Origin of the sequence: Micromonospora sp. NPDC048868 (assembly GCF_043198195.1) — a bacterium.
GTDB classification, from domain to species: Bacteria; Actinomycetota; Actinomycetes; order Mycobacteriales; family Micromonosporaceae; genus Micromonospora; species Micromonospora reichwaldensis.
On record NZ_JBICUN010000005.1, the window covers coordinates 249,477 to 271,015 of the forward strand.

The window sequence follows — 21,539 nt, forward strand, 5'->3', positions numbered from 1 at the left end:
AGGCAACCGCCCGATGTCGCAAACGACTCAGCTCGACAGCGTCGTGCCGACCTGTCGCCTGCGCGCCTGCGCGCCTGCGCACGACCATCAGCACGCGGCGGTGCGCTGTCGACCGACCGGGCCGGCGGCAGGGCGCGGTGGTGCTCCCGGAGCGCGCCACCCGACGGGCCGGACCGGGGCGAGGCGCGCCGGTGCGTCCCCGAGACGCGCCACCGCCAGACCGGACCGGCGGGGGCACGCCTGAGCTCCCCGGAACTCGCCCACCGGCAGACCGGGCCAGCGGCGTGGATCTCGCGGTGGTGTTTTCTGGTGGCGGGCGGCGGGGCGTACCGTCGCGGTCGTGAATCGAGGCGACGGCCTGGAGTGGCGGGAGCGGCAGCAGCGGGCGGTGCGGGCGCACGCGGCGGCCGACGAACGCCGGCGGGCGGCGGAGCACGCCGAGGCGGCGGAGCTGGTCGCCTGGTTCGTCGCCGAGGCGACCCGGCGCGGGCTGCCCACGGAACGGCTCACGGCCCGAGGGCTCGACGGGCGCGGGAGCTACCGGACGAGGCTGCGCGGCTGGTACGTCGACCGGGCCCGCACCCGGGCCGTCGACGTCGACGGCCGCTTCCATCTGCTGACCGTGGCGGGCGGCCCGCGCGCCCTGCTGCTCGGGGCCGAGCCGCAGCCCAGCCCGCCGCCGCTCGTGGTCGGCGCGGGCGGTCGCGACGGCGAGTCGATCCCGCTGCGCACGCTGCTGGAGCGCCGGTTGGAGGCGGGCGGCGCGACGCCCTGAGCGGGGCGCGGTGTTCGGAGCAGCGCGTGGGGGCAGGCCTCCGGGCTGGGGCGCGGGCGGCCAGGCGGCCCGGGCGGGTCAGCGGATGACGCCGCCCGGTCGGCGGAGCCGGCGCCGCCGGCCCAGGTGCCACCACCACGCCTGCTGCACCAGCAGTGTGGCCAGGCCGGCGAGCAGGATCGCGCAAAGGTTGATCACCAGTTGGAGCGCTGAGCCGGACGCCTCGTGCCAGACGCCGTAAGCGACGGCGACGGCCGCGTTGGCGGCGGCCGGCACGGTGGTCACCGAGATCAGCACGCCGACCAGGCTGCCGGACTTCTTCGAGGTCAGGGAGAGCATGCCGGCGACTCCTGCCAGCAGGCCGACCACCCAGGACAGCGCGTCGGGCCGCCAGATGAAGTCAGTCAGGGGGCGTTCGGACTCCAGCATCCCGCGCTCGACCAACCCCACCGCGTCCAGGCCCCAGGTGCTGAGGACGGTGACCACCATCGCGGCGAGGAAGCCGACCACGAGGGCCTGCACCGACCGGCCGATGACCATCGGGTTGCGGCGCAGCAGCGCGACGCAGAGCGCCGCCAAGGGGCCGAACTCGGGGCCGACCACCATCGCGCCGACAATGAGGATCGGCTGGTCGAGCAGGACGCCGACGCCGGCGAGCATGGTGGCGACGGTGAGCAGGACGAGGTACGTGGCGGAGAGTTCGGTCTGCTCGCCGGTCTTGGCGGCGATCTCGTCCCAGACCACCGCGTCCGCCCCGCTGCCCGGCGCCTTCTCGGCCGCCCGGCCGGCCGCCGCGGAGATGGACAACTCGACGTCGTCGGCCGAGATGGCGCCGCGCTCCTGCACGCCGAGCTGCCGTAGCGCGTGCAGGACGCTGTCGGCGCTCTCCCGGACCACGTCGCAGAGGATGAGGTCGCCCGCCGGTTGACGGGCGGCCCCCGGGAGCACCGCCAGGTGGGTCACCCCGGGATCGGCGGCCAGCAGGTCCGCCACGGCGGAGGACTGGTCGCTCGGCGCGATGACCCTCAGGTGCAGCACCGGCTCTCCCCCGCGTCGTGGACCGTCGAGCACTCTACCGCCGGCGCGGGCGGGTCGAGGTGCCACGTCTTCGGCGTCGGGCCGCGTCCTGACGGGCCGTTGCGCGGTTGACCTGTCGGGAACGGCGTGAGTGTCGCGATTTCGCACCACTGGCGCTTTCGCCCCTGTTAGAACGTGTTTGTCGACTGGTGCCCGACTCTGCCCTGGAGGTCGAAGCCTTGCCTGGTTCCGTGCACACGCCGGGAAGAAGCCTCGCGGAGCGGCCCCGACCGGAGGCCCTGAAGCGGGCGATCGACGTGCTGGCGGCCACGGTGCTGCTCGTCCTGACCGCGCCACTGGTCCTCGTCGTGGCGGTGCTGGTGGCGGTGGGACTCGGTCGGCCGGTGCTGTTCCGGCAGCCCCGCGTGGGACGGCACGGTCGGGTGTTCGAGCTGGTCAAGTTCCGTACCATGCTCCCGCCGGATCCGCTGCGGGGACGGGTGCGCGACGGGGACCGGCTGACGCCGCTGGGGCGCTTCCTGCGCTCCACCAGCCTGGACGAGCTGCCGACGCTGTGGAACGTGCTGCGCGGCGACATGAGCCTGGTCGGCCCCCGGCCCCTGCTCACCGAGTACCTGCCGCGCTACTCCCCCACCCAGGCCCGCCGGCACGAGGTCAGGCCGGGCGTCACCGGGCTGGCCCAGGTGCGTGGCCGCAACAGCCTGGGCTGGGAGGAGAAGCTGGACCTGGACGTCTGGTACGTCGACCACCGCAGCCTGCGGCTGGACCTGTCGATCCTCGCCGCGACCGTCCGCACCGTGCTGCGCCGCGAGGGGATCTCCGCGGCGGGCTCGGCCACGGCGCCCGAGTTCCTCGGCACGCCCCCGCTCGCTCCCGCAGTGCCGGCACCGGACGCCACCCTCACCGTCCCGGCCGGAGGTGGCCGATGAGCGGGACCATCCACCTGTCCCCGCCCGACGTCGGGCCGCTGGAGGAGTCGTACGTCGTCGCGGCCCTGCGGTCCGGCTGGGTCGCGCCCGTCGGCCCGGACCTCGACGCGTTCGAGCGCGAGGTAGCCACGCGGGTGGGCACCCGCGGGGCCGTCGCCGTGAGTTCCGGTACGGCGGCGCTGCACCTGGCGCTGCTCGGGGTGGGAGTCGGGCCCGGCGACGCCGTCATCGTGCCGACGCTGACGTTCGTGGCGAGCGCGAACGCGGTCCGCTACGCCGGCGCCCGGCCGGTCTTCGTCGACTGCGACCCGCACTCCGGGAACCTCGACGTGGCCCTCGTGGACGAGCTGATCCGGGCCCTCGTCCTGCGGGGACAGCGCGTCGGCGCGGTCGTCCCCGTCGACCTCTTCGGCAGCTGCGCCGACCACACCGCGCTGGCCCCGGTCTGCGCGGCGGCGGGCGTACCGGTGGTCGAGGACGCCGCGGAGGCCCTCGGCGCGACCCATCACGGCCGGCCCGCCGGCTCCTTCGGGCAGGTGGGTATCCTCTCCTTCAACGGCAACAAGATCATGACCACCTCGGGCGGCGGGATGCTCGTCTCCGACGACACGGCCCTGCTGGCCCGGGCCCGGTTCCTGTCGACCCAGGCCCGCGAGCCGACGCCGCACTACGAGCACCGCGAGACGGGCTACAACTACCGGCTGAGCAACCTGCTCGCCGCGTTGGGCCGCGCCCAGCTCGTCCGGCTGGACGGGATGATCGCCCGGCGCCGGCACCTGCGCGACCAGTACGCCAAGCTCTTCGCCCCGATCCCGGGTGTGCGGCTGCTCGGCGTGGAGGACCCGGGCTCCAACTGCTGGCTGACCACCATCGCGGTCGACCCGCAGCGGGCCGGCTGGCGGGCCGCCGACCTGGCCGCCCACCTGGCGGGGCGGGACATCGAGACCCGCCCGGTCTGGAAGCCGATGCACCTGCAACCGGCGTACGCCGACGCCGAGTGCCTCGTCACCGGGGTGGCCGAGCGGCTGTTCGCCGACGGGTTGGCCCTGCCCAGCGGCAGCGCGATGAACGAGCGCCAGGTCGGCCTCGTCCTCGCCGCCGTCGACGAGTTCCTGGCGGCCCGCACGGGAGGGTCGACGGCGTGACGGTCCCGCTGGTGGTCGTCGGCTGCGGCGGGCACGGCCGGGAGGTCCTCACGATCGCGCGGGCGATGGACGTCGCCGCCGGCCGGCCCCGCTGGCGCCTCCTGGGGTTCGTCGACGACCGGCCCTCCGAGGAGAACCTGAAGCGGGTGCAACGGCTCGACGTGCCCTATCTCGGGGGCGTCGCCTGGCTGCGCGACGCGCCCCCGGACGCGCACCACGTCATCGGCATCGGCGACCCGCGCGTCCGGCGGGCGGTCGCCGCCCGGGTCGAGGCGCACGGCACGCCGGCGGCGAGCCTCGTGCATCCGGCGGCGACGATCGGGCCGGACACGGTGCACGGCCCGGGCCTCGTCGCCTTCGCCGGGGCCCGGGTCACCACAAACGTCACGCTCGGCCGGCACGTGCACCTCAACCAGAACGCCACGGTCGGGCACGACTGCACCCTCGCCGACTTCGTCTCGGTCAATCCGCTGGCCGCCGTCTCGGGCGACTGCCACCTGGCGGAGGGGGTGCTCGTCGGCACGACGGCGGCCGTGCTGCAGGGCCTGCGGGTGGGCCGGGACAGCACCGTCGGGGCGGGCGCCTGCGTCGTCCGGGACGTGCCGGACGGTGTCGTGGTCAAGGGCGTGCCCGCCCGTTGACCCGACGAGCCCTCGGTCCCACGGACCAAAAATCGGTCATCGAACCCGAAAGACGCCAAAAATCGTGTTCGGGCATGTATCAACCTAAAGAGCCCTAAAGCTCCTTTCGCCCTGTGGCGGAAGCCCTCGGAGACGGACAGGGAGCACAGATGCCGCCCGCAACAGAGGCCACCCGACTCGGTGAACAGAGTTCACACCGGGCCAGGGCGCGTCGCCGCACCATCGGATTCCTCGCCACCGACAGCACCGCCTGGGTCGGTGGGTTCACCGCAGCGGTCTGGTTCCGGTACGAACTCGACCTGGCCTCCGGCCAGCTCGCGCGCGCCGCCACCTGCGGCGCGCTCGCCGCCGTCGTGCACGTCGCCGTCGCGGCGGTCCGCCGGATCTACTCCGGACGCCACCCGCTGGGCAGCCTCCAGGAGGTGCAGGGGGTCGCGGGCACGGCGGCCACCACGGCCGCGATCATGCTGATCGGGCTGCTGCCGGCCGGCGTACGACCGGTGCCGGCGAGCACGCCGCTGGTCGGCGGCGCCCTGGCGCTGCTGTTCATGCTGACCGCCCGGTTCACCTACCGGCACCGCCGTGACCTCGCCATGCGGCCCGACGCCCGGTCCTCCAACCCCGTGCTGCTGTTCGGGCTCGGCGACGCCGGGCAGGGGCTGCTGCGGGCCATGCTCGGCGATCCGCGCGGACGCTACCGGCCCGTGGGCGCCCTCGACGACGACCCCGACAAGCGGGACCTGCGCATCGGCGGCGTACGCGTGCTCGGCGGCCGTCAGGACGTGGCGGCGGCCGTACGGCGCACCGGCGCGACGACGGTGATCTTCTCCGTCGCCAACGCCGACGCCGCGCTGATCCGGCAGATCCGCGAGGCCACCCTCCGGACCGGGGCGACGTTCAAGGTGCTGCCTCCCGTCCGGGACCTCGTCGACCACCGGATCACCGTCACCGACGTCCGCGACGTGCAGATCGACGACCTGCTCGGCCGCCGGCAGGTCGTCGCCGACATGGCGCTGAGCGGCAACGGGCTCAGCGGCCGACGGGTCCTGGTCACCGGGGCAGGCGGCTCCATCGGCTCGGAGCTGTGCCGGCAGGTGATGAAGGCGGACCCGGGCGAGCTGATGATGCTCGACCGCGACGAGTCGGCCCTGCACGGCCTCCAGATGTCGCTCGCCGGCCGCGCCCTGCTGGACGGCCCCGAGCTGATCCTCGCCGATCTCCGCGACGACGAGGGCATCCGGCGGATCATCCGCGAGCGCCGGCCGGACGTCATCTTCCACGCCGCCGCGCTCAAGCACCTCACGCTGCTCCAGCGGCACCCCGGCGAGGCGGTGAAGACGAACGTCTGGGGCACCCTCTCCGTGCTCGACGCGTGCCGCGACGTGGCCCGCTTCGTCAACATCTCCACCGACAAGGCGGCCGACCCGATAAGCGTCCTCGGCTACTCGAAGCGGATCACCGAGCGGCTGACCGCGCACGCCGCCTCCCGGTTCCCCGGCACCTTCCTCAGTGTCCGCTTCGGCAACGTGCTGAGCAGCCGCGGCTCGGTGGTGACCGCGTTCCAGCGGCAGATCGAGCTGGGCCACCCGCTCACCGTCACCCACCCGGAGGTGACCCGCTACCTGATGACGGTGCAGGAGGCGGTGCACCTGGTGTTGCAGGCCGCCGAGATCGGCCGCGACGGGGAGGCGCTGGTGCTGGACATGGGCGAGCCCGTCCGCATCGCCGACCTGGCCCGACAGATGGCCGAGCAGGCGGAGAGCGGCGTGCCGATCGTCTACACCGGGCTGCGCCCCGGCGAGAAGCTGCACGAGGACCTGTTCGGCACCGGCGAGACCGACGCCCGGCCGCTGCACCCGCTGGTGTCGCACGTGGCGGTGCCCGCCCTGGACCCGATCGAGGTCAGCGGACTCGACCCGTACGACGATCCGGAGAAGGTGGCCGCGCAGCTGGCCGCGCTCTGCGACCACCCGGTCGTGCCGGTCCCCCGCGCCTCGGTGCAGGTGCCGTTGTCGCGCTGACGCCCACACGGTGAGGGCCGGCGACCGGGAAGCTCCGGTCGCCGGCCCTCGCGGTACGGCTCAGCGGCGGATGCCCGCCCAGTCGTGGTGCCGGCGGACGGTGGAGAGGATGAAGTCGACCACCCGGCGGGAGGTGTCCGGGACCCGGTAGTCCACGGGGCACGGCACCCCCTGGGCGGCGACCTGGGCCACGGTGACCTCGACCGCCTCCACGACGCCCTGCGGGTCGAGCCCGGTCATGATGATCCCGCCGGCGTCCAGCGCCTCGGGGCGCTCGATCGACTCGCGCAGCGTCACGGCGGGGAAGCCGAGGATCGCGGCCTCCTCGCTGATCGTGCCGCTGTCGGAGAGCGTGCAGAACGCCCTGGTCTGCAGGTGCACGTAGTCGAAGAGGCCGAACGGCTCGTGGAACGCGATCCCGTCGAGGGCGGCGGCGTCGGGCGCCAGGGCCTCCAGCCGCTTGCGGGTACGCGGGTGCGTGGAGACCAGCACCGGGTGCCCCCACCGGTCGCGGACGGCCCGGAGGCAGTCGAGCAGGCGCTGGAGGCGGTCCGGCTGGTCCACGTTCTCCTCGCGGTGCGCGCTGACCACGAAGTACCGGCCGGGTGCGAGGTCGAGCTGGCGCAGGACGCCCGACGCGGCGACGTCGGCGCGGTAGTGCTCCAGCACCTCCCGCATGGGCGAGCCGGTGTGCAGGATCCGGCGCGGGTGCAGCCCTTCGGCCAGCAGGTTGCGTCGGGCGTGCTCGGTGTAGACCAGGTTGAAGTCGGCCACGTGGTCGACGAGCCGCCGGTTGGTCTCCTCGGGGACGTTGAGGTCGAAGCAGCGGTTGCCGGCCTCCATGTGGTAGACCGGCACCCGCATCCGCCGGGCCATCAGCGCGGCGATGCAGCTGTTGGTGTCGCCGAGCACGAGCAGCGCGTCCGGCCGCGTCTCGGCGATCGCCGTCTCCATGCCGACCAGCACGCCGCCCAGCACCCGGCCGAGCGACGAGGTGTCCACCCGCAGGAAGCGGTCCGGCTCGCGCAGCCGCAACTCCTTGAAGAAGACGTCGGAGAGGGTGCTGTCCCAGTTCTGCCCGGTGTGCACCAGCAGGTGGTCCACGGTGTCGTCGAGCCGGGCGATCACCCGGGACAGTCGGATGATCTCCGGTCGCGTGCCGACCACCGTCATGATCCGGGTCATGCCCGTCCTCTCTCTGCTGCCAGCTTGGTCATGATGTCCTCGAACTGGTCCACGCCCACCCGCAGCGACATGCGCTCCTGGTAGACCCGTCGGGCCCGCCGGCCCAGTTCCGCCCGGGCGTCCGCGGACTCGGCCGCCGCGACGGAGAAGCGCGCGGCGAGCGCACGCCAGTCCCCCGGCGGGGAGACCAGGCCGACCCCGGCCGAGCGGACCAGGGCCGCGGCGTCGCCGCCCACCGACGCGATCACGGGACTGCCGCAGGCCAACGCCGCCTGCAACTTCGACGGGATGCTGCCGCGCAGCGCCGGCAGGTCGCGCAGGCAGACCAGCTGCCAGTCCGCGGCGGCGTACAGCGCGGCCATCCGTTCGGCGGGCCGCCGGCCGACGAAGCGCACGTTGTCGGCGCCGAGATCCGCGGCGAGCCGGCGCGCGGCCTCCTCGCCGGCACCGGAGCCCACCAGCACCAGGTCGATCCGGTCGCGCACGACGGCCGCCGCCCGGATCGCGGTCTCGATTCCCTGCAACAGGCCGATGTTGCCGGCGAACATCACCGTGCAGCGCCCACGGTGGCCGAGCACCGCACGGGCCTCGTCGGTGGCCGGCACCGGCCGGAACAGCGCGTCGTCGGTCCAGTTCCACACCACCCGCACCCGGTCCGGGTCCGCGCCCCGGGTTACGACCAGGTCGGCCATCGCCGGCGAGATCACCACCACGGCGCCGGCGAGGCGGTACGTCGCGCGCATCAGGGCGGCGACGCCGCGCTCCAGGGCCCGGCCCGCCCGGCCGGCGGGCGCCATGCCCGAGCCGAGCACCGACTCCGGCCACAGGTCCTGGACGTGCAGCACGATCGGCGTACGCCGGGCCAGGCGGACCAGCGCCGCCGCGGCCGCGGAGGTGGGTGGCGGGTGGTAGACGTAGGTGACGTCGACGCCCGCCAACCAGCGGACGCCGCCCAGCGCGCTGCTGGCCCCGAAGGACAGGTGGCTCAGCGCGCGCCGGGCGGCGGACGTGTCGTGGCTGGGATAGGCGGGCACCCGCCGCACGGCGACCGGCCCGTCGGCCTCGGTGTGTCGCCAGCGCTGCCGCCAGCCGGGGAAGATCCGGCCGTGCGGGTAGCTCGGGAAGGTGGTGAGCACCCGCACGTCGTGGTCGCGCTCGGCCAGTTGCCGCGCCAGGTTGCCGGGGATGAACACCCCTTCGGGCGGGTACCACTGGCTTACCAGGCCGATCCTCACGTGGCGGCCACGGCGCGCTCCGGCCGGCCCGTCTCCACCGGCTCGGGCCAGGTGTCCGGCCGTTCCGGGTCGAACAGCTCGTTCGTCCAGAACATGGTGACCAGGTCGTCGGCGCCGGTGTTGACCAGCTTGTGCGCCCACATGGTGGGCATGTCCACGAGTGCCGGCGCGTCGCCGGAGACCGCGAACCGCACCACCCCGGTGTCGCCGACCCGGCGCAGGCTGATCTCCGCCGTGCCCCGCAGCACGACGAAGCGTTCCACCTTGGCCAGGTGGAAGTGCTCGCCCCGGGTGATGCCGGGACGGGTGGTGGAGCAGAAGGTCTGGCCGCCTCCCCCGTGCGTCCGGACCGTCTCGACCAGCTCGCCCCGGGCGTCCGCCCGGCGCGGCAGCGCCAGCGGGTAGTGCGCCGGGAAGCAGTGCGAGCGGTAGGTGTTGAACAGCCGCACGTCGTGCCGGTCCACCAGGGCCGGCAGCTCGCCCGTGCGGTAGGTGGCGGCGACGTGGGCGAGCCGGTCGGCGAGGGCCCGTACGCCGGTCCGCAGCGCCGGCATGGCGGGGTCCCAGGAGCCGCCGGCCGGGACGCCGACGAGCCGGGCCGCCGCGTCGGTGACGTGCACCAGGCTCAGCTCGCGGTCGCCGTGCACCTCCGGTTGCCCGCCCTCGGCGAGCAGCCGGCAGAACGTCGCGACCGCCGAGTTGTAGTAGGGCTGGCCGTGCTCGCCGTAGAGGTTGGGCAGCAGGACGTCGTCGAACGGCAGGCCCGTGTCGGCCAGGATGCCGGCGGCGGCGGCCTTGGCGTCGCCGTAGGGGGTGCCGTTGCCGGCCTGCACCGAGTTGGCGAAGACCACCGCGCCGGGTGGCGTCGGGCAGTGCTTGAGGCCCTGCGCGAGCTGGGCGGCGAGCTGCACGTTGCCGGCAGCCACGTCGGCCGGCTCGCCCCGGTTGACCCCGGCCAGGTGCAGCACCCGGTCGACGCCGTCGAGCTTCGCCGCGACCCGCTCCGGGTCGGTCAGGTCGGCCCGGGTGACGACGACCGGCTCCGGCCGGCCGAGGACGCGCAGCAGCACCCGCACGTGCCAGCCGAGGAAGCCGCCGGCGCCGGTGACGGCCAGCCTCAGCACGCCAGCACCGGGTCCCGCAGGGCCAGCTCCGCGCGTACCTCCGGCAGCGTCCTCAGCAGCTCGACGATCTCCGGTACGCCCAGCCGCGGCGCGTCGGCGGAGTTGAAGTCCTCCCGCGGCCCCCGGCCCAGCTCGCCCTCGGAGACGTAGAGCGCGTAGTTGAGGTCGCGGGCGTCCAGCGGCACCCGGAGGAAGTCGCCGAAGTCGTCCGCCTGGGCGAGTTCCTCCCGGCTGGCCAGCGTCTCGTCCTGCTTCTCGCCGTGCCGTACGCCGATCACGTCGAGCTTCGCGGGCACGTCGAAGAGTTCGCAGACCGCCTCGGCCAGGTCGCCGACGGTGCAGGCGACGGCCTTGCGGATGAAGATGTCGCCGGGCCGGGCGTGCTGGAAGGCGTGCTCGACCAGCTCCACCGAGTCGTCCAGCGACATCAGGAAGCGGGTCATCCCCGGGTCCGTGACGGTGGGCGCCCGGCCCGCCTTGATCTGCTCGATGAACAGCGGGATCACCGAGCCGCGCGAGTACATGACGTTGCCGTACCGGACGCAGGAGACCGTGGTCGCGCTGTTCGGGTTGTTGCGGGCGTGCGCCTGGGCGACCTTCTCCATCATGGCCTTGCTCATCCCCATCGCGTTGACGGGGTGGACGGCCTTGTCGGTGCTCAGCACGACCACGGAGCCGACGCCGTTGCGCTCCGCCGCCTCGACGACGTTGGCGCTGCCCAGGACGTTGGTCCGCACCGCCTCCAGCGGGAAGAACTCGCACGAGGGCACCTGCTTGAGCGCCGCCGCGTGGAAGACGTGGTCGATCCCCCGGCTGGCCCGCAGCACCGAGTCGTAGTCGCGCACGTCCCCGACGTGGTAGCGGACCCGGTCGTCGCCGAGCTGCCGGCGCATGTCGTCCTGCTTGGCCTCGTCGCGGCTGAGCACCCGGACCTCGCCGACGCCGCGGTCGAGGAGGCGGCGGACCATCGTCTTGCCGAAGGAACCCGTGCCGCCGGTGATGAGGACCCGCTGGCCGTTGGTCGAATACGTCACTGGTTGCTCCCCGTCTCGGTTCTGGGATCGCGACAGCCTTGCCGCAGGTCACGGGCGGCGGTCACACCTCGCGCAACGAGCCAGGCGAGCGGGGGGAACGCTCAAAACGGACGAACATGCCGTCAAGTCGGCATCGCAACTGCTGGCCTTCGGTTGCCGGCCTTCGGGTCGACCGGCATTCATGAAACACCCGAGAACGCCCTCCCGGTGCTGCTATAACCAGGGCACTCACCCATCGAGCGGACATCCGTCGGACGATCCTCCGCCGACAAGGCCGTAAGGGCAGGAGCGCGGACCACATGACGACGACCATCTCGACGAGGGCGACGCCGCGCGGCGCGATACGGGACGACACGGGCGGCTGGAACGCCGCCTACATTCCACTCAAGCTGGCCGTCGCCTATCTGGCCGGCACCTACGTGCTCTTCCTGACGCTCGGCAGAGCGGCGGAAAGCCCCGACCTGACGACGCTCACCCTGTTCGTGTCGGCAACGATGGTGGCGTTGTGCGTCGGGTACGTCATATACGCGGCCCGTCGATCCTCGACCATGTCACTCCGGCCGGCCGCCGGCCGCCGTCATGCCGCACCGCGCACGCTGGTGGTCGTCTGCGCCACGTACGTTCTGCTCCTCGGGATCGCGCAGCTCAACGTGATCGGCATATCAGGTCCGGCCGAACTCGCACACGCCGTCACCAACCCCGGCGAGCGCTATTTCCTGCAACTACAGCAGGAGGGACAGTTCTCGCGCCCGGTGCAACTGCTCACGCTGCTATCCGCGCTGTACCCCCTCCTCATACCAGTCGCCGTTCTCCACTGGTCGAAGCTTGGTCGATTGCTGCAGCTCTACGTTCTCGGCAGTCTTGCCTCCTACGCGGTCTACTACATGGCGATCGGCATCCTCAAGGGACTGGGTGACATGCTGATCTGGTGGGCCGCCAGCTACCTCCTGCTGCTCGGCTCCAGGTCGACCCGCACGAGACGCGCGATGAGACTGGCGAACTGGCGGCACCTGGCGGCCTTCGCCGCAATGTTGGTGATCTTCCTCGGTTACATGTCCTTCAACCAGAGCGATCGAGCCCGGACATCGGGACAGGGCCCGGCCGTACAGGGCAGCCCCCTGGTCGCGGGTTTGATCGGAGAAGATCTCGCCGCAGGTCTCGCGATCACCATTTCCTATCCCACACACGGATATCTGGGCCTCAGTCACAACCTGAGCGTGCCCTTCGAATGGACCAGGGGAACCGGGTCGTCACCGGCGCTCAGCAGCTACCTGGAGCAGTACACAGATCTCGACTCCCAGCACGAGAAGCGGTACACCACTCGCACCGAGGCGGCGACCGGCTGGCCTGACGGGATGTACTGGTCGACCATCTACCCATGGCTCGCCTCAGATCTGACATATCCCGGTGCCATTCTGCTCATGGCGGTGGTGGGATGGTTCCTTGCCAAGTTCTGGCACGAGGCCGTCCTCCAGCGACGCGTCCTGTCGATGGCTCTCTTCGGCCAACTCGCCCTGCTGATCGCGTTCGTGCCCGCCAACAATCAACTCGGCCAGACAAGACCAGCACTGATCGGGTTCGTCTCGCTGTGCACGTTGTCGATACTTGCCCGGATCCAACGACGTGTGCCGCTGGAAGCCGCGCCTGCTGATTCGTCGTTCCCCACCGGTCGACACCACCGGGGAGCCACTGGTGGTGCCATCCGAGGTCGTCGTCCTGTCAGCCTCTCCAGGGCCTGAGCCGCCACCGGCAGCGCGGCCCGGCCGCCCTTGCCACGTGCCCTTCTCAGCCAGCGGCATCCTGGGTGACGGTCGACCTTGCACCGATCTCGGCCGACGCCGATCCATCGGTACGGGAGACCCTCCGCCACAGCCCCTCGTAGCGGTCGAAGACCACGGGCAGTGCGTACTCGTCGGCCGCCTTCGCGCTGGCTCGCTCGCCGAGCCGAACACGACAGGCCGGGTCGCCCATCACCGCCGCCAGCGCGGCAGCGAGTCGATCCGGCTCACGCGGCGGAACCACCACCCCGCACCCGTCACCCAGCATGTCCCCCACCGCCCCCACGTCGGTGGCCACCACCGCCCGTCCGAGAGCCATCGCCTCGAGGATCGCGTTGGGGAAGCCCTCCGAGTGACTCGGCAGCACGAAGACCTCGCAGGTGGCCATGAGCTCAAGCAGATCCTGTCCCCCCAGCTCGCCCGGGAAACTCACGGCAAGCCCGTCCGCCAGCGGTCGGATCCGCCGCAGGTAGCCGCTCTCGCAGGGACCGGCGACCACCAGCTCCCAACCGGACGTGTCGATGCCGGACCAGGCGGACAGCAGGTCCTCGACACCCTTCGCGGGAATCACCCATCCGGCGAAGAGCACCCGTTTGCGCGGAGTCTCGTGGTCGGACGGCTGCGGCAGCGTCGACGTGTCGATGCAGTTGGGAATGCGCAGGAGAGGACCGTGGTCGGCGTACGTCCGGATGGCGCGTTCGGTGCGTTCGTCGAGGACCACCACCGCCGCGGCCCGCGCGATGACCCGCCGCATCAGGCGCCACTCCCTGCGATCCCCTGCTGCGATCTGCGGCACCCTGCCGAACCGGATGTGGTAGACGAACGGCACCCCGAACGCCCGGGACATCTGGAGCAGTACGAGATCGCGAACAGTGCCCAGGTGCCCGGACGTGTTGACATGCACGACGTCCGGCCGCCGCCGCACCATTTCCCAGGCGAGTGACCACGAGCTGCGTGCGATCTGGATGACTCCCGCGGCGACCCGCCGGAAGAGCGAGGTCTGATGGATCGACCGACCTCTGAGCGCGATGTCCACCACGACCAGGTCGACGGCGTCGGCGTCCCGCGCGGCACCGTCGATCATGCGGGTCCACCGTGCGATGCCCCCCTGCGGTGGCGGCAACGGCGAGACGAGCGCAACCCGGAGCGGACGGTTCACGACCGCGTCTCCTGCGCCGCACCCGCCACCTGGGCGAGATGGGACGCGAACTCCGCGGCCACCTCCTGGCGGGAGTGGTGCACCTTGGCGTAGGAGTGGCCGGCGTCCCCGAGCCGCTGCCGCAGCAGGGGGTCCTCACACAGTTGCGCGATCCGCCGCCTCAACTGCTCCACGTCCTCCTCCCCCACCACCAGCCCGGCGCCCGCCGTCCCGATGTGCCGCATCGAGGCGAGTCCGGCCGGACCGTGCCCGAGGATGGGTCGGCCTGCCGCCAGGTACTGCGGCAGTTTCGTCGAGAGCGACAGACGGGTGTACCGCGCGAGTTCAGGCTCGAAGGACTCGACGTGGACGAGAACGTCCGCACGCCGCAGGATCGGGACCACCTCCGCGCTGTCGACCGACCGAGCCAGGTGCACCGTTGGCACGTCGGCGAACGCGTGGGCGTAGCGCCCCAGGTCATGCTCCGGCGCGTACACCGTCAGCCGGGCAGGCGGACGCGGCGAACCCGTCCGCTCCAGCGCCGATCCGATCCGGGCCAGTGCGGACCAGCGACCCAGGTGCAGGCCGCCGACGTAGACGAATTCCAGCCCGTCCGCGACCGGCACCGACCCCGGCGCCTCGGGGCGCTCGCGATACCCGTCGAAGGCGGCGCTGTCCACGCAGTTCATGAAGGCGGCGAAGGGGATCCGGTAGCGACGGCGGTACTCGTCGGCCATGGGCCCGCTGATGCACAGCCCGGAACGGGAGAGCTGTACCGCCTCGCGAAGGCCCGCTTCGACCGCCCGCCGGCCGAGGCCAAGCAGTTCCCCGTCGGCGTAGAGCGTGCTCGGCCAGTCGTCCATGAAGTGCGGAACGATCGGCACCCCGCAGGTGCGGGCCAGGCCACAGGCCAGCCGCATGACCCGGACGCTGCCGAGCACCGAGTAGACGACGTCCGGGCGGTACCGGCGGGCCCATCGGCGCAATCCCTGTGGAACGACGAGAGGGCTCAGGTCCGCCATGGCCCGCATGTGCTGCCGCAGTCGCCCCTGCCACGACGGAGCGGTAGAAGCAGAGCCCGGCGCGGGTGTGCCGCCGGCCGGGTCCCTGGCCAGCAGGCGCCGTACGCAGTAGTCGAGCGGCGCGCTGCGCGGGTCCAGCGCGTAGTAGTGCCGGCACACGTCGGTGGAGGGCGTCGTCGCGGAGATGTGGACCTGCGCCAGACGATCCGCCGGCCAGCCGCCGAAGAGGTTGGACAGCGTGATCCCGGTGCCGGTCGTACGCCCGAAGGGTTCGGCACCGACCACAAGTACGCGAGGGTGCGGTGTCAGGTCCGTCATCGATGAGGTTCCTTTGCTTGTGCCACATGGGTCCTGCACGCCACGCGGTATCCGTAAAGGGCCCCCGGAACCACCGTCAGCAGGTAGACCAGGGTGCCGGTGACCGGTACGGCGGCCACGCCGTACCGATCGGCCGCGTACCACTTGAGGGGGATCGAGACGGTCAGGTAGAGCGTCCAGCCCCACAGTTGCGGGCGGACGACGCCAGCGGCGTTCTGGACCATGAAGCACGGCGACATCGCGGCCAGCAGAGTCCACCAGCCGGCGAGCCCGGCGAGCAGCCACACTCCCCCGGCAGGTCGGATGCCCGCCCACGTCTCGAGCAGCGGGCCGCCGGCGAGCACCAGACCGGCTCCCACGGTGACGCCGGTACCGGCCGACACGATCGTCATCCGGCGGTTCGTCCGCCGTACCCAGTTCAGTTCACCGCGCGCGAGGGCGTCCCCGTTCGCCGACCAGAGCGGCACGTTCACCAGCGAGATCAGGACTCCCAGTTGAGCGAAGAGTCGCGCGGCGACTGCGAAGTCGGTGACATCCCGCATCTGCAACACGTGCGCGATCACGAGAGCGTCGGCGTTGGTTGCTACCGACATGACGACCGTCAGCAGCAGGAACAGCCCTCCCAGGGCCAGCAGTTCCCGCGCCCCTGCGCGATCGGCCGCGCGCAACCTGGGCCGCAGTTCCGGCAGCGCGCGGCCGTACACCCAGCAACTGGTGAGCAGGTTCGTCAGGACCGGACCCGCCACGCTGGCCGTCACCACGCCGACGGGCGGCAGGTCGGCGTGCACGGCGAGCAGCACCAGCGGCACAGTCATCAACCCGCCGAGCGCCTGCCACAGGTTGCTCTGTGCGACCTGCTGGTACGCGAACTGCACCCGGACGACCAGGGAGAGAGGCACGTTGACGACGAAGGCGGTGAGGCACGCGAGCACGAACGGCTCCGCGGCGGCGCCGACCGTTACGCCGGCGCCGAGGAGCCCCGCCCACGGGACCAGCGGCGAAGTCGACCACAGGCACAGCAGGATCAGGCCGGCGATGGCGGTGAGCAGGAGATAGGCGCTCGACACGTACCGGCGGGCGCGAGCGGTGTCACCCGTCGCGTAACAGGGTGCGAGTTTGGTCATCAGGCCGTTGCCGAGACCGAGGTCGGCGAAGGCCGCCATCGCCGTCACGGTGCCGACCGCCGCCCACAGGCCGTAGAGATCCGGCCCGAGTTCCCTGAGCATCACCGGTATCAGGACGAGTGGCGTCACGACGCCGACCGCTCGGCAGACCACCGTTGCCGCCATGCCGGTGAGAAGACGTCGTTGGCGGTCACGGGCGGGTAGCAGGTCCGCCTCCGCCACCGGGGGCGCGGACCGCACCATAGCTGCAACGGCCTTCTCACGGTGCAAGGACACGGATCACCCACCGGTCCACGGCGTGGGCCCCGGTGCGCCGGTCATGGCCGCCCGCTCACGCTGCCCTGGCGGAGTAGCGCTTCAGCCGCAGGGCGGGCTTCTCCACCAGGTGCCAGGAGGCAGCCGCGCAGGCCAGGGTGAGTGCGAGCATCAGGACCACCAGGGCGGTGCCTCGCACCGGCCAGTGGTCCCGGCCGAGCCAGATGAAGAAGTTGACCAGGGGCATGTGCCAGATGTACGCCCCGAAGCTCAGGTCGCCGATGCGAGCGGTGAGGCCGTGGAGTGCGGCCGGGCCGCGATACGCCAACCAGAACACCAGGTAGGAGAGGGGAAAGCCGGCCAACATGCCGAGCACGACCCGCCCCGATGGGCCGGTCAGGTGCTGTGCCCCGGTGAGCGCCAGGTATCCGCAGAGCGCGGCGAGCGCGACCACCCCCGACCGGGGTGCCCGCTGCCAGAGCCGCGACCACATGACGCCGAGCAGGAAGTAGCCGAGCCAGGGCAGGGTCGAGACGCCGAGCAGTTGCGCGACCCGGTGTTCGCCGGCCAGGCTCAACGACCAGGCGTACAGGCCACACCCTGTCACGGCGACGAGTGCCGCGCTGCACATCATCGCGCGGAACGAGCGACGAACGGTCACCATCACCAGCACCGGCACGATTATGTAGAAGCCGATCTCGGCGGGAATCGTCCAGAGGCTGCCGTTGATCACACCCGTACCGAAGTCGCTGAAGAGAGACGGATGGTAGACCGGCACCAGCAACAAGGTGCTGCCGAACCAGCCGGCGAACCGGGTGTCGGCCAGAGACCGAACACCGATGACGCCGATGAGCAGGAGGGCCGCCGTCGCCACCAGCAGATAGACGTGGATAGCCGGCGCGACCCTCAGGAGCCGGTTACGGAAGTACTCGGTCCAGCCCCGGCCACTCTGCTGGCACCTGAACGCCGAGGAGAAGACCAATCCGCCGCTGATGATGAAGAAGACGGCGACCCCGTCGCCGAACCACCTGGCGCTGCCCGGTTCGTACCAGAGAAAGCTATTGCCCGTGTGCTCCACGGCGTGCTGTACGACGACCGCGAGCGCCGCCAGCAGTCGGAGCAGATCGAAGCAGTTGCCGCCCTGCTGTTGCGGGAATCCGGTTCGGCGTTCCGCCGAGCGGGCGATGGTCGTCATGTGATGTCGTCTCCCAGCGATCGACATGTCCGTACAACTGCCGCAGCCGCTGCCTGAGCGCCTACCGCCATCCGGGTAGTGATCCGAGAAATGCGGCGAGCGGGTCAGCGAACCTGCGATAGTCGAAGAAGGACTCGGCGGTGACGCGCGCGGCCACGCGCATCTCCTCCCGCTGAGGGCGGGGAAGCACGGCCGCCCGCCGCAACACCCGCTGGAGTTCGTCGCTGCGGTGATCGACGCAGACAAGGCCTTGCCGACCGTCCTTCAGGTATTGCCCGATGTCGCTCGTCAGGTTTGCGATCACGGGAGTCCCGCAGGCCATGCTCTCGACGAACTTGGTGGGGAAACCGGCGTGCGTGAACCTCTCGGACGGGCGGACCAGGACGCTGAAGTCCGCTTCCCGGACGATATCCTCGACGTCCTGCTGCGGCACCCGGCCGGGCACCCGCACCGAGGGCGGCAGTTGAGCGCCACCGAGCAGGCCTCGGACCTCATCGATCGAGGGCCCGTAGACGGAGAGGGTGAGCCGCGTCGTACGCCCGACCGCGTCGGCCGCGCGGATGACCGGCGTCAGCAGGTCCTTCCGGCCCGGTGTTCCGAAGTACACGATGTCGAGCGGACTGCCCTCCGCTCTGATCGCCTGGCCGCCGGTCTTCACCCCGAGAACGTCCAACGTCGGCGGTACGCGCAGGACCCGGCATCCGCGTGCCCGGTAGTGGTGTTCCAGGAGGGAACTGATCGCGATGATCCCCTGACAGCGGGGGTAGTAGTGATGCAACGCGAGCTTGGCGCTCAAGTGGGGTGGGCCGAGGGCTCCACCCGGTAGCTGATGCGGGGCGTACCACTCCACGACATCCGCGACCAGGGCGACGCCGTTCCGACGGCACCACCGACCCACCCGAGCCATGTACTGCGCCCCACCGCCGTAGACGACGACGCAGGACGGGCGGGTGGGCCGCTCGTCGAGCCACCGCACGGTCCGCTCGCCGAGCCCGACGACCAGCTGGACGGCTTTCGAGACGGCGCTGGCGCCGCGCGCGGGTCTCTCCCCCGCGCCGACATGCCACACGGTGCCCGAGCCCGACGTCCCGGTGACCGCGACCGGCGTCGTCGGCCCGCTCTCACCGCTGACCACGAAGACGTCCGTGCCGGTCGCGGCGACCGACTGGGCCATACCGAAGACGCGTCGAGAACCGGGCTCGCCCCACGGGAACCGGAACGGCCCCACGTAGGCGACCCATGCTCCTCTACCTGTCATCGTCGCGCCAATCCCGTCGGACCCATCCGGCACCACTTTCCTGTGTCGGCGGAGAGAGCGTCACTGCTCGATGAGCACACGATCCGACATCCAGCGGACGGTCTCCGCCAAGCCGTCGCGGAGCAGATACCGACGTACGTCGGGAAACAACTCCAGCAGCTGTGCGCAGTCCGCCTGGGAGTCGCGCACGTCGCCGGCGCGCGGCGGGCCGTGCACCACCTCGAGCCGTCTGCCGAGCGCCTCTTCCAACTCCGCGATCAACTCCAGCAGGGAGATCCGCGCGCCGAAGGCGAGGTTCACCACGTCCGGTGCGCAGACGCGGCGCAGGACCGCGTCGACGATCACGTCGGTGACGCTGCCGACGTAGGTGAAGTCGCGGGTCTGGGTGCCGTCGCCGTGCACCTGGAGCGGGCGGCCATGCAGCGCCGCGGAGACGAAACGCGGCACCACGGCGGCGTACGCGTGGTTGGCGGCCTGACGGGGGCCGTAGACGTTGAAGAAGCGGAACGGCAGCACGTCGATGCCGTAGCAGGAGGCGTACGCGAGCGTGTAGGCCTCGGTCGCGAGCTTGGAGACCGCGTACGGGCTCACCGGCATCGGTCGCAGGGACTCCTGCCGGGGGAGGACGGGGTTGGCGCCGTAGACGGAGGACGACGAGGCGACCACGACATGCGGGACCTGATGGCGGCGGACCGCCTCCAGCACGCTCAGCGTGCCCGTGGCGTTGGCGTGGTGGCTGCGCAGCGGGTCGTCGATGGAGCGCGGCACCGACCCGAGGGCGCCGAGGTGGACGACACTGGCCGCCCCACCGACCGCCTCGTCGAGCAGGTCGCGGTCGAGAATCGTCCCGGTGAACAGCCGGACCGGCAGGTCGATCAGGTTGTCCAGCGATCCGGTGGAGAGGTCGTCCACCGCGACTATGTCGGTGACGGCCGGCGCTTCAGCCAGGGCGCGTACCAGGTTGGAGCCGATGAATCCGGCACCACCGGTAACGACGATCTTCAAGGGTTCCTCCTCGTGCTGCTCGCCCGGCGCACCATCTGCGCGCAGGCACGGGACGCCGAGCCCTCAGAACCCCGCCCGCCTCAACCAACGACCGGCACACCCGCACGTCACGCAGAGCGCCCAGACTGTGACGCAGCGACATGGCGTAAGCCCACCGGCGGGCCTTCGATACGCCCGTCGGAACGTCCGGGATGTGGTGAGCTGTAGGCATGGACCGGAGCCGGCTCGGGCTGGTGCTGCACCCCACCCGGGACGTCTCCGAGGTGGTCGACACCATCGTGACCTGGGCCGCCCGGCACCACATCGCCCTGGCCGTACGCGCCGAGGACCGGCACCGCGTACCGGCCACGGTCGAACCGCTGCCGGTGGGCGAGGTGGCCCTCCGGTCGGACGCGCTGATCGCCATCGGCGGCGACGGGACGATGCTCGGCGCGCTCCGGTCGGCCGTCCACGATCCGAAGCCGGTGCTCGGAGTACACGTCGGCAAGCTCGGCTTCCTCGTCGAGGTGGAGCCGCCGGAGCTACCGAGGGCCCTGGACCGGCTGGTGGCGCACGACTTCACGGTGGAGAACCACAGCTGCCTTGCCTGCGACGTCTGCGGCGACGACCTCGTCGCGTTCAACGACATCGCGCTGATCCGCCAGCCCGGTGCCGGCTTCGTCAGCGCCTCCCTCGCCGTCGACGGGCAGCAGTACGGGTACTACCGCTGCGACGCGCTGGTGGTCAGCACCCCGACCGGCTCGACCGCCTACAGCTACGCCGCCGGCGGCCCGCTCGTCTCGCCGGCCACCGAGGCGGTGGTGGTGACCCCGTCCGCCCCGATGGCCGGCATCTCCCGTGCGCTGGTGCTCTCCCCCCACGAGACCGTCCGCCTGCAACTGCGCGAGGGCTCCGGCCCGGTCGCGGTGGAGGTGGACGGCCTGGTCATCCGGGACGCCGCGACGGAGGGCGTCGTGCAGATCCGCTACCGGCACGACGCCGGCCTGGTCGTCCGCCTGGACCCGCGCCGCTACCAGGAACGCAACCAGCTCAAGCTGAGCCTGCTGGACCTGCCGCTGCTTCCCGACCAGCTCCGCGAACTGCTGCCGGAGGGCCTGCGACAGAAGTTCAACCGCCGCGAGCTGCCCCCGCCCCGCTGACCAGGCCCCCACGCCCCGCCCCGGCCCTCGGCACCCGGCGGCCCGAGTGCCTGGCGGCTGACTGCTGGCTGGTGGCTGCTCACGGCCGGCTGGTGGCTGGCTGCTGGTGGCTGGCTGCTGGCGTGCGGCTGGTGTGCGGCTGCTGATCGTGCGGCGGTTGCGGGACCGGCGCCACGGACC

18 protein-coding genes are annotated in these 21,539 nt (G+C 71.8%); 7 read left to right on the forward strand and 11 right to left on the reverse strand.

Annotated features, from left to right (window positions below; genetic code table 11):
- Positions 1 to 340: 340 nt before the first annotated feature.
- Positions 341 to 775: a hypothetical protein gene (locus ACGFNF_RS10620; protein ID WP_357578513.1), complete on the forward strand. Its 435-nt coding sequence runs from the start codon at positions 341 to 343 to the stop codon at positions 773 to 775.
- A gap of 78 nt (positions 776 to 853) precedes the next feature.
- Here the strand turns inward: ACGFNF_RS10620 and ACGFNF_RS10625 are convergent, their stop codons facing one another.
- Positions 854 to 1,813 carry a DUF389 domain-containing protein gene (locus ACGFNF_RS10625; RefSeq protein ID WP_393167147.1) on the reverse strand — a complete coding sequence of 320 codons (960 nt, stop codon included), beginning with the start codon at positions 1,811 to 1,813 and terminating at the stop codon, positions 854 to 856.
- A 218-nt stretch (positions 1,814 to 2,031) separates the two neighbouring features.
- Here ACGFNF_RS10625 and ACGFNF_RS10630 point away from each other — a divergent pair, with 218 nt between their 5' ends.
- From ACGFNF_RS10630 to ACGFNF_RS10645, 4 genes are all read left to right on the forward strand, one after another.
- The gene (locus ACGFNF_RS10630; RefSeq protein ID WP_393167149.1) at positions 2,032 to 2,742 is read left to right on the forward strand and encodes a sugar transferase; all 711 of its coding nucleotides are present in this window, start codon (positions 2,032 to 2,034) and stop codon (positions 2,740 to 2,742) included.
- Entirely contained in the window at positions 2,739 to 3,887 is a 1,149-nt protein-coding gene (locus ACGFNF_RS10635) for an aminotransferase class I/II-fold pyridoxal phosphate-dependent enzyme (protein WP_357578510.1), read from the forward strand. Before ACGFNF_RS10630 ends, ACGFNF_RS10635 begins: the two co-directional genes overlap by 4 nt.
- Positions 3,884 to 4,528, forward strand: coding sequence for an acetyltransferase (locus tag ACGFNF_RS10640; protein WP_393167151.1), 645 nt, complete (start codon positions 3,884 to 3,886; stop codon positions 4,526 to 4,528). The genes ACGFNF_RS10635 and ACGFNF_RS10640 overlap by 4 nt, the downstream gene beginning before the upstream one ends.
- A gap of 149 nt (positions 4,529 to 4,677) precedes the next feature.
- Positions 4,678 to 6,549: a polysaccharide biosynthesis protein gene (locus ACGFNF_RS10645; RefSeq protein WP_393167153.1), complete on the forward strand. Its 1,872-nt coding sequence runs from the start codon at positions 4,678 to 4,680 to the stop codon at positions 6,547 to 6,549.
- A 60-nt stretch (positions 6,550 to 6,609) separates the two neighbouring features.
- On the opposite strand, the gene wecB is transcribed toward ACGFNF_RS10645, so the two are convergent.
- The 4 genes from wecB to ACGFNF_RS10665 are packed head-to-tail and all read right to left on the reverse strand — an operon-like array spanning position 6,610 to position 11,127.
- Entirely contained in the window at positions 6,610 to 7,734 is a 1,125-nt protein-coding gene (gene wecB, locus ACGFNF_RS10650) for a non-hydrolyzing UDP-N-acetylglucosamine 2-epimerase (RefSeq protein WP_357578507.1), read from the reverse strand.
- Positions 7,731 to 8,969 (reverse strand): glycosyltransferase family 4 protein, encoded by a 1,239-nt coding sequence (locus ACGFNF_RS10655; protein WP_393167155.1) that lies wholly within the window; start codon positions 8,967 to 8,969, stop codon positions 7,731 to 7,733. The genes wecB and ACGFNF_RS10655 overlap by 4 nt, the downstream gene beginning before the upstream one ends.
- The gene (locus ACGFNF_RS10660) at positions 8,966 to 10,093 is read right to left on the reverse strand and encodes an NAD-dependent epimerase/dehydratase family protein (RefSeq protein WP_393167157.1); all 1,128 of its coding nucleotides are present in this window, start codon (positions 10,091 to 10,093) and stop codon (positions 8,966 to 8,968) included. The genes ACGFNF_RS10655 and ACGFNF_RS10660 overlap by 4 nt, the downstream gene beginning before the upstream one ends.
- A complete protein-coding gene (locus ACGFNF_RS10665) occupies positions 10,087 to 11,127 on the reverse strand; it encodes an SDR family NAD(P)-dependent oxidoreductase (protein ID WP_393167159.1) in 1,041 nt (346 codons plus the stop codon). The genes ACGFNF_RS10660 and ACGFNF_RS10665 overlap by 7 nt, the downstream gene beginning before the upstream one ends.
- A gap of 299 nt (positions 11,128 to 11,426) precedes the next feature.
- Here ACGFNF_RS10665 and ACGFNF_RS10670 point away from each other — a divergent pair, with 299 nt between their 5' ends.
- Positions 11,427 to 12,866, forward strand: coding sequence for a hypothetical protein (locus tag ACGFNF_RS10670; protein ID WP_393167161.1), 1,440 nt, complete (start codon positions 11,427 to 11,429; stop codon positions 12,864 to 12,866).
- A 46-nt stretch (positions 12,867 to 12,912) separates the two neighbouring features.
- Here ACGFNF_RS10670 and ACGFNF_RS10675 read toward each other — a convergent pair whose 3' ends face one another.
- From ACGFNF_RS10675 to ACGFNF_RS10700, 6 genes are all read right to left on the reverse strand, one after another.
- A complete protein-coding gene (locus tag ACGFNF_RS10675; protein ID WP_393167163.1) occupies positions 12,913 to 14,064 on the reverse strand; it encodes a glycosyltransferase family 4 protein in 1,152 nt (383 codons plus the stop codon).
- The gene (locus ACGFNF_RS10680) at positions 14,061 to 15,383 is read right to left on the reverse strand and encodes a glycosyl transferase family 1 (protein ID WP_393167165.1); all 1,323 of its coding nucleotides are present in this window, start codon (positions 15,381 to 15,383) and stop codon (positions 14,061 to 14,063) included. The genes ACGFNF_RS10675 and ACGFNF_RS10680 overlap by 4 nt, the downstream gene beginning before the upstream one ends.
- The gene (locus ACGFNF_RS10685; protein ID WP_393167167.1) at positions 15,380 to 16,672 is read right to left on the reverse strand and encodes a lipopolysaccharide biosynthesis protein; all 1,293 of its coding nucleotides are present in this window, start codon (positions 16,670 to 16,672) and stop codon (positions 15,380 to 15,382) included. The genes ACGFNF_RS10680 and ACGFNF_RS10685 overlap by 4 nt, the downstream gene beginning before the upstream one ends.
- Positions 16,673 to 16,838: 166 nt before the next feature.
- Positions 16,839 to 17,957: an acyltransferase family protein gene (locus ACGFNF_RS10690; RefSeq protein ID WP_393167169.1), complete on the reverse strand. Its 1,119-nt coding sequence runs from the start codon at positions 17,955 to 17,957 to the stop codon at positions 16,839 to 16,841.
- Between the two features lie 61 nt (positions 17,958 to 18,018).
- Positions 18,019 to 19,131, reverse strand: coding sequence for a glycosyltransferase (locus ACGFNF_RS10695; RefSeq protein ID WP_393167171.1), 1,113 nt, complete (start codon positions 19,129 to 19,131; stop codon positions 18,019 to 18,021).
- 144 nt (positions 19,132 to 19,275) lie between these two features.
- The gene (locus ACGFNF_RS10700; RefSeq protein WP_393167173.1) at positions 19,276 to 20,220 is read right to left on the reverse strand and encodes an NAD-dependent epimerase/dehydratase family protein; all 945 of its coding nucleotides are present in this window, start codon (positions 20,218 to 20,220) and stop codon (positions 19,276 to 19,278) included.
- Positions 20,221 to 20,429: 209 nt separating this feature from the next.
- Between ACGFNF_RS10700 and ACGFNF_RS10705 the strand changes: the two genes are divergently transcribed.
- Positions 20,430 to 21,359 carry an NAD(+)/NADH kinase gene (locus ACGFNF_RS10705; RefSeq protein WP_393167175.1) on the forward strand — a complete coding sequence of 310 codons (930 nt, stop codon included), beginning with the start codon at positions 20,430 to 20,432 and terminating at the stop codon, positions 21,357 to 21,359.
- Positions 21,360 to 21,539 lie beyond the last annotated feature (180 nt).

What these genes read in the sequence shown, in the direction of transcription:
- ACGFNF_RS10635 (WP_357578510.1), top strand. Translation starts at nt 2,739, where the DNA reads ATGAGCGGGACCATCCACCTGTCCCCGCCCGACGTCGGGCCGCTGGAG.
- ACGFNF_RS10645 (WP_393167153.1), top strand. Translation starts at nt 4,678, where the DNA reads ATGCCGCCCGCAACAGAGGCCACCCGACTCGGTGAACAGAGTTCACAC.
- wecB (WP_357578507.1), bottom strand. Translation starts at nt 7,734, where the DNA reads ATGACCCGGATCATGACGGTGGTCGGCACGCGACCGGAGATCATCCGA.
- ACGFNF_RS10670 (WP_393167161.1), top strand. Translation starts at nt 11,427, where the DNA reads ATGACGACGACCATCTCGACGAGGGCGACGCCGCGCGGCGCGATACGG.
- ACGFNF_RS10680 (WP_393167165.1), bottom strand. Translation starts at nt 15,383, where the DNA reads ATGACGGACCTGACACCGCACCCTCGCGTACTTGTGGTCGGTGCCGAA.
- ACGFNF_RS10685 (WP_393167167.1), bottom strand. Translation starts at nt 16,672, where the DNA reads ATGGCGGCAACGGTGGTCTGCCGAGCGGTCGGCGTCGTGACGCCACTC.
- ACGFNF_RS10690 (WP_393167169.1), bottom strand. Translation starts at nt 17,957, where the DNA reads ATGACGACCATCGCCCGCTCGGCGGAACGCCGAACCGGATTCCCGCAA.
- ACGFNF_RS10695 (WP_393167171.1), bottom strand. Translation starts at nt 19,131, where the DNA reads ATGGCCCAGTCGGTCGCCGCGACCGGCACGGACGTCTTCGTGGTCAGC.
- ACGFNF_RS10705 (WP_393167175.1), top strand. Translation starts at nt 20,430, where the DNA reads ATGGACCGGAGCCGGCTCGGGCTGGTGCTGCACCCCACCCGGGACGTC.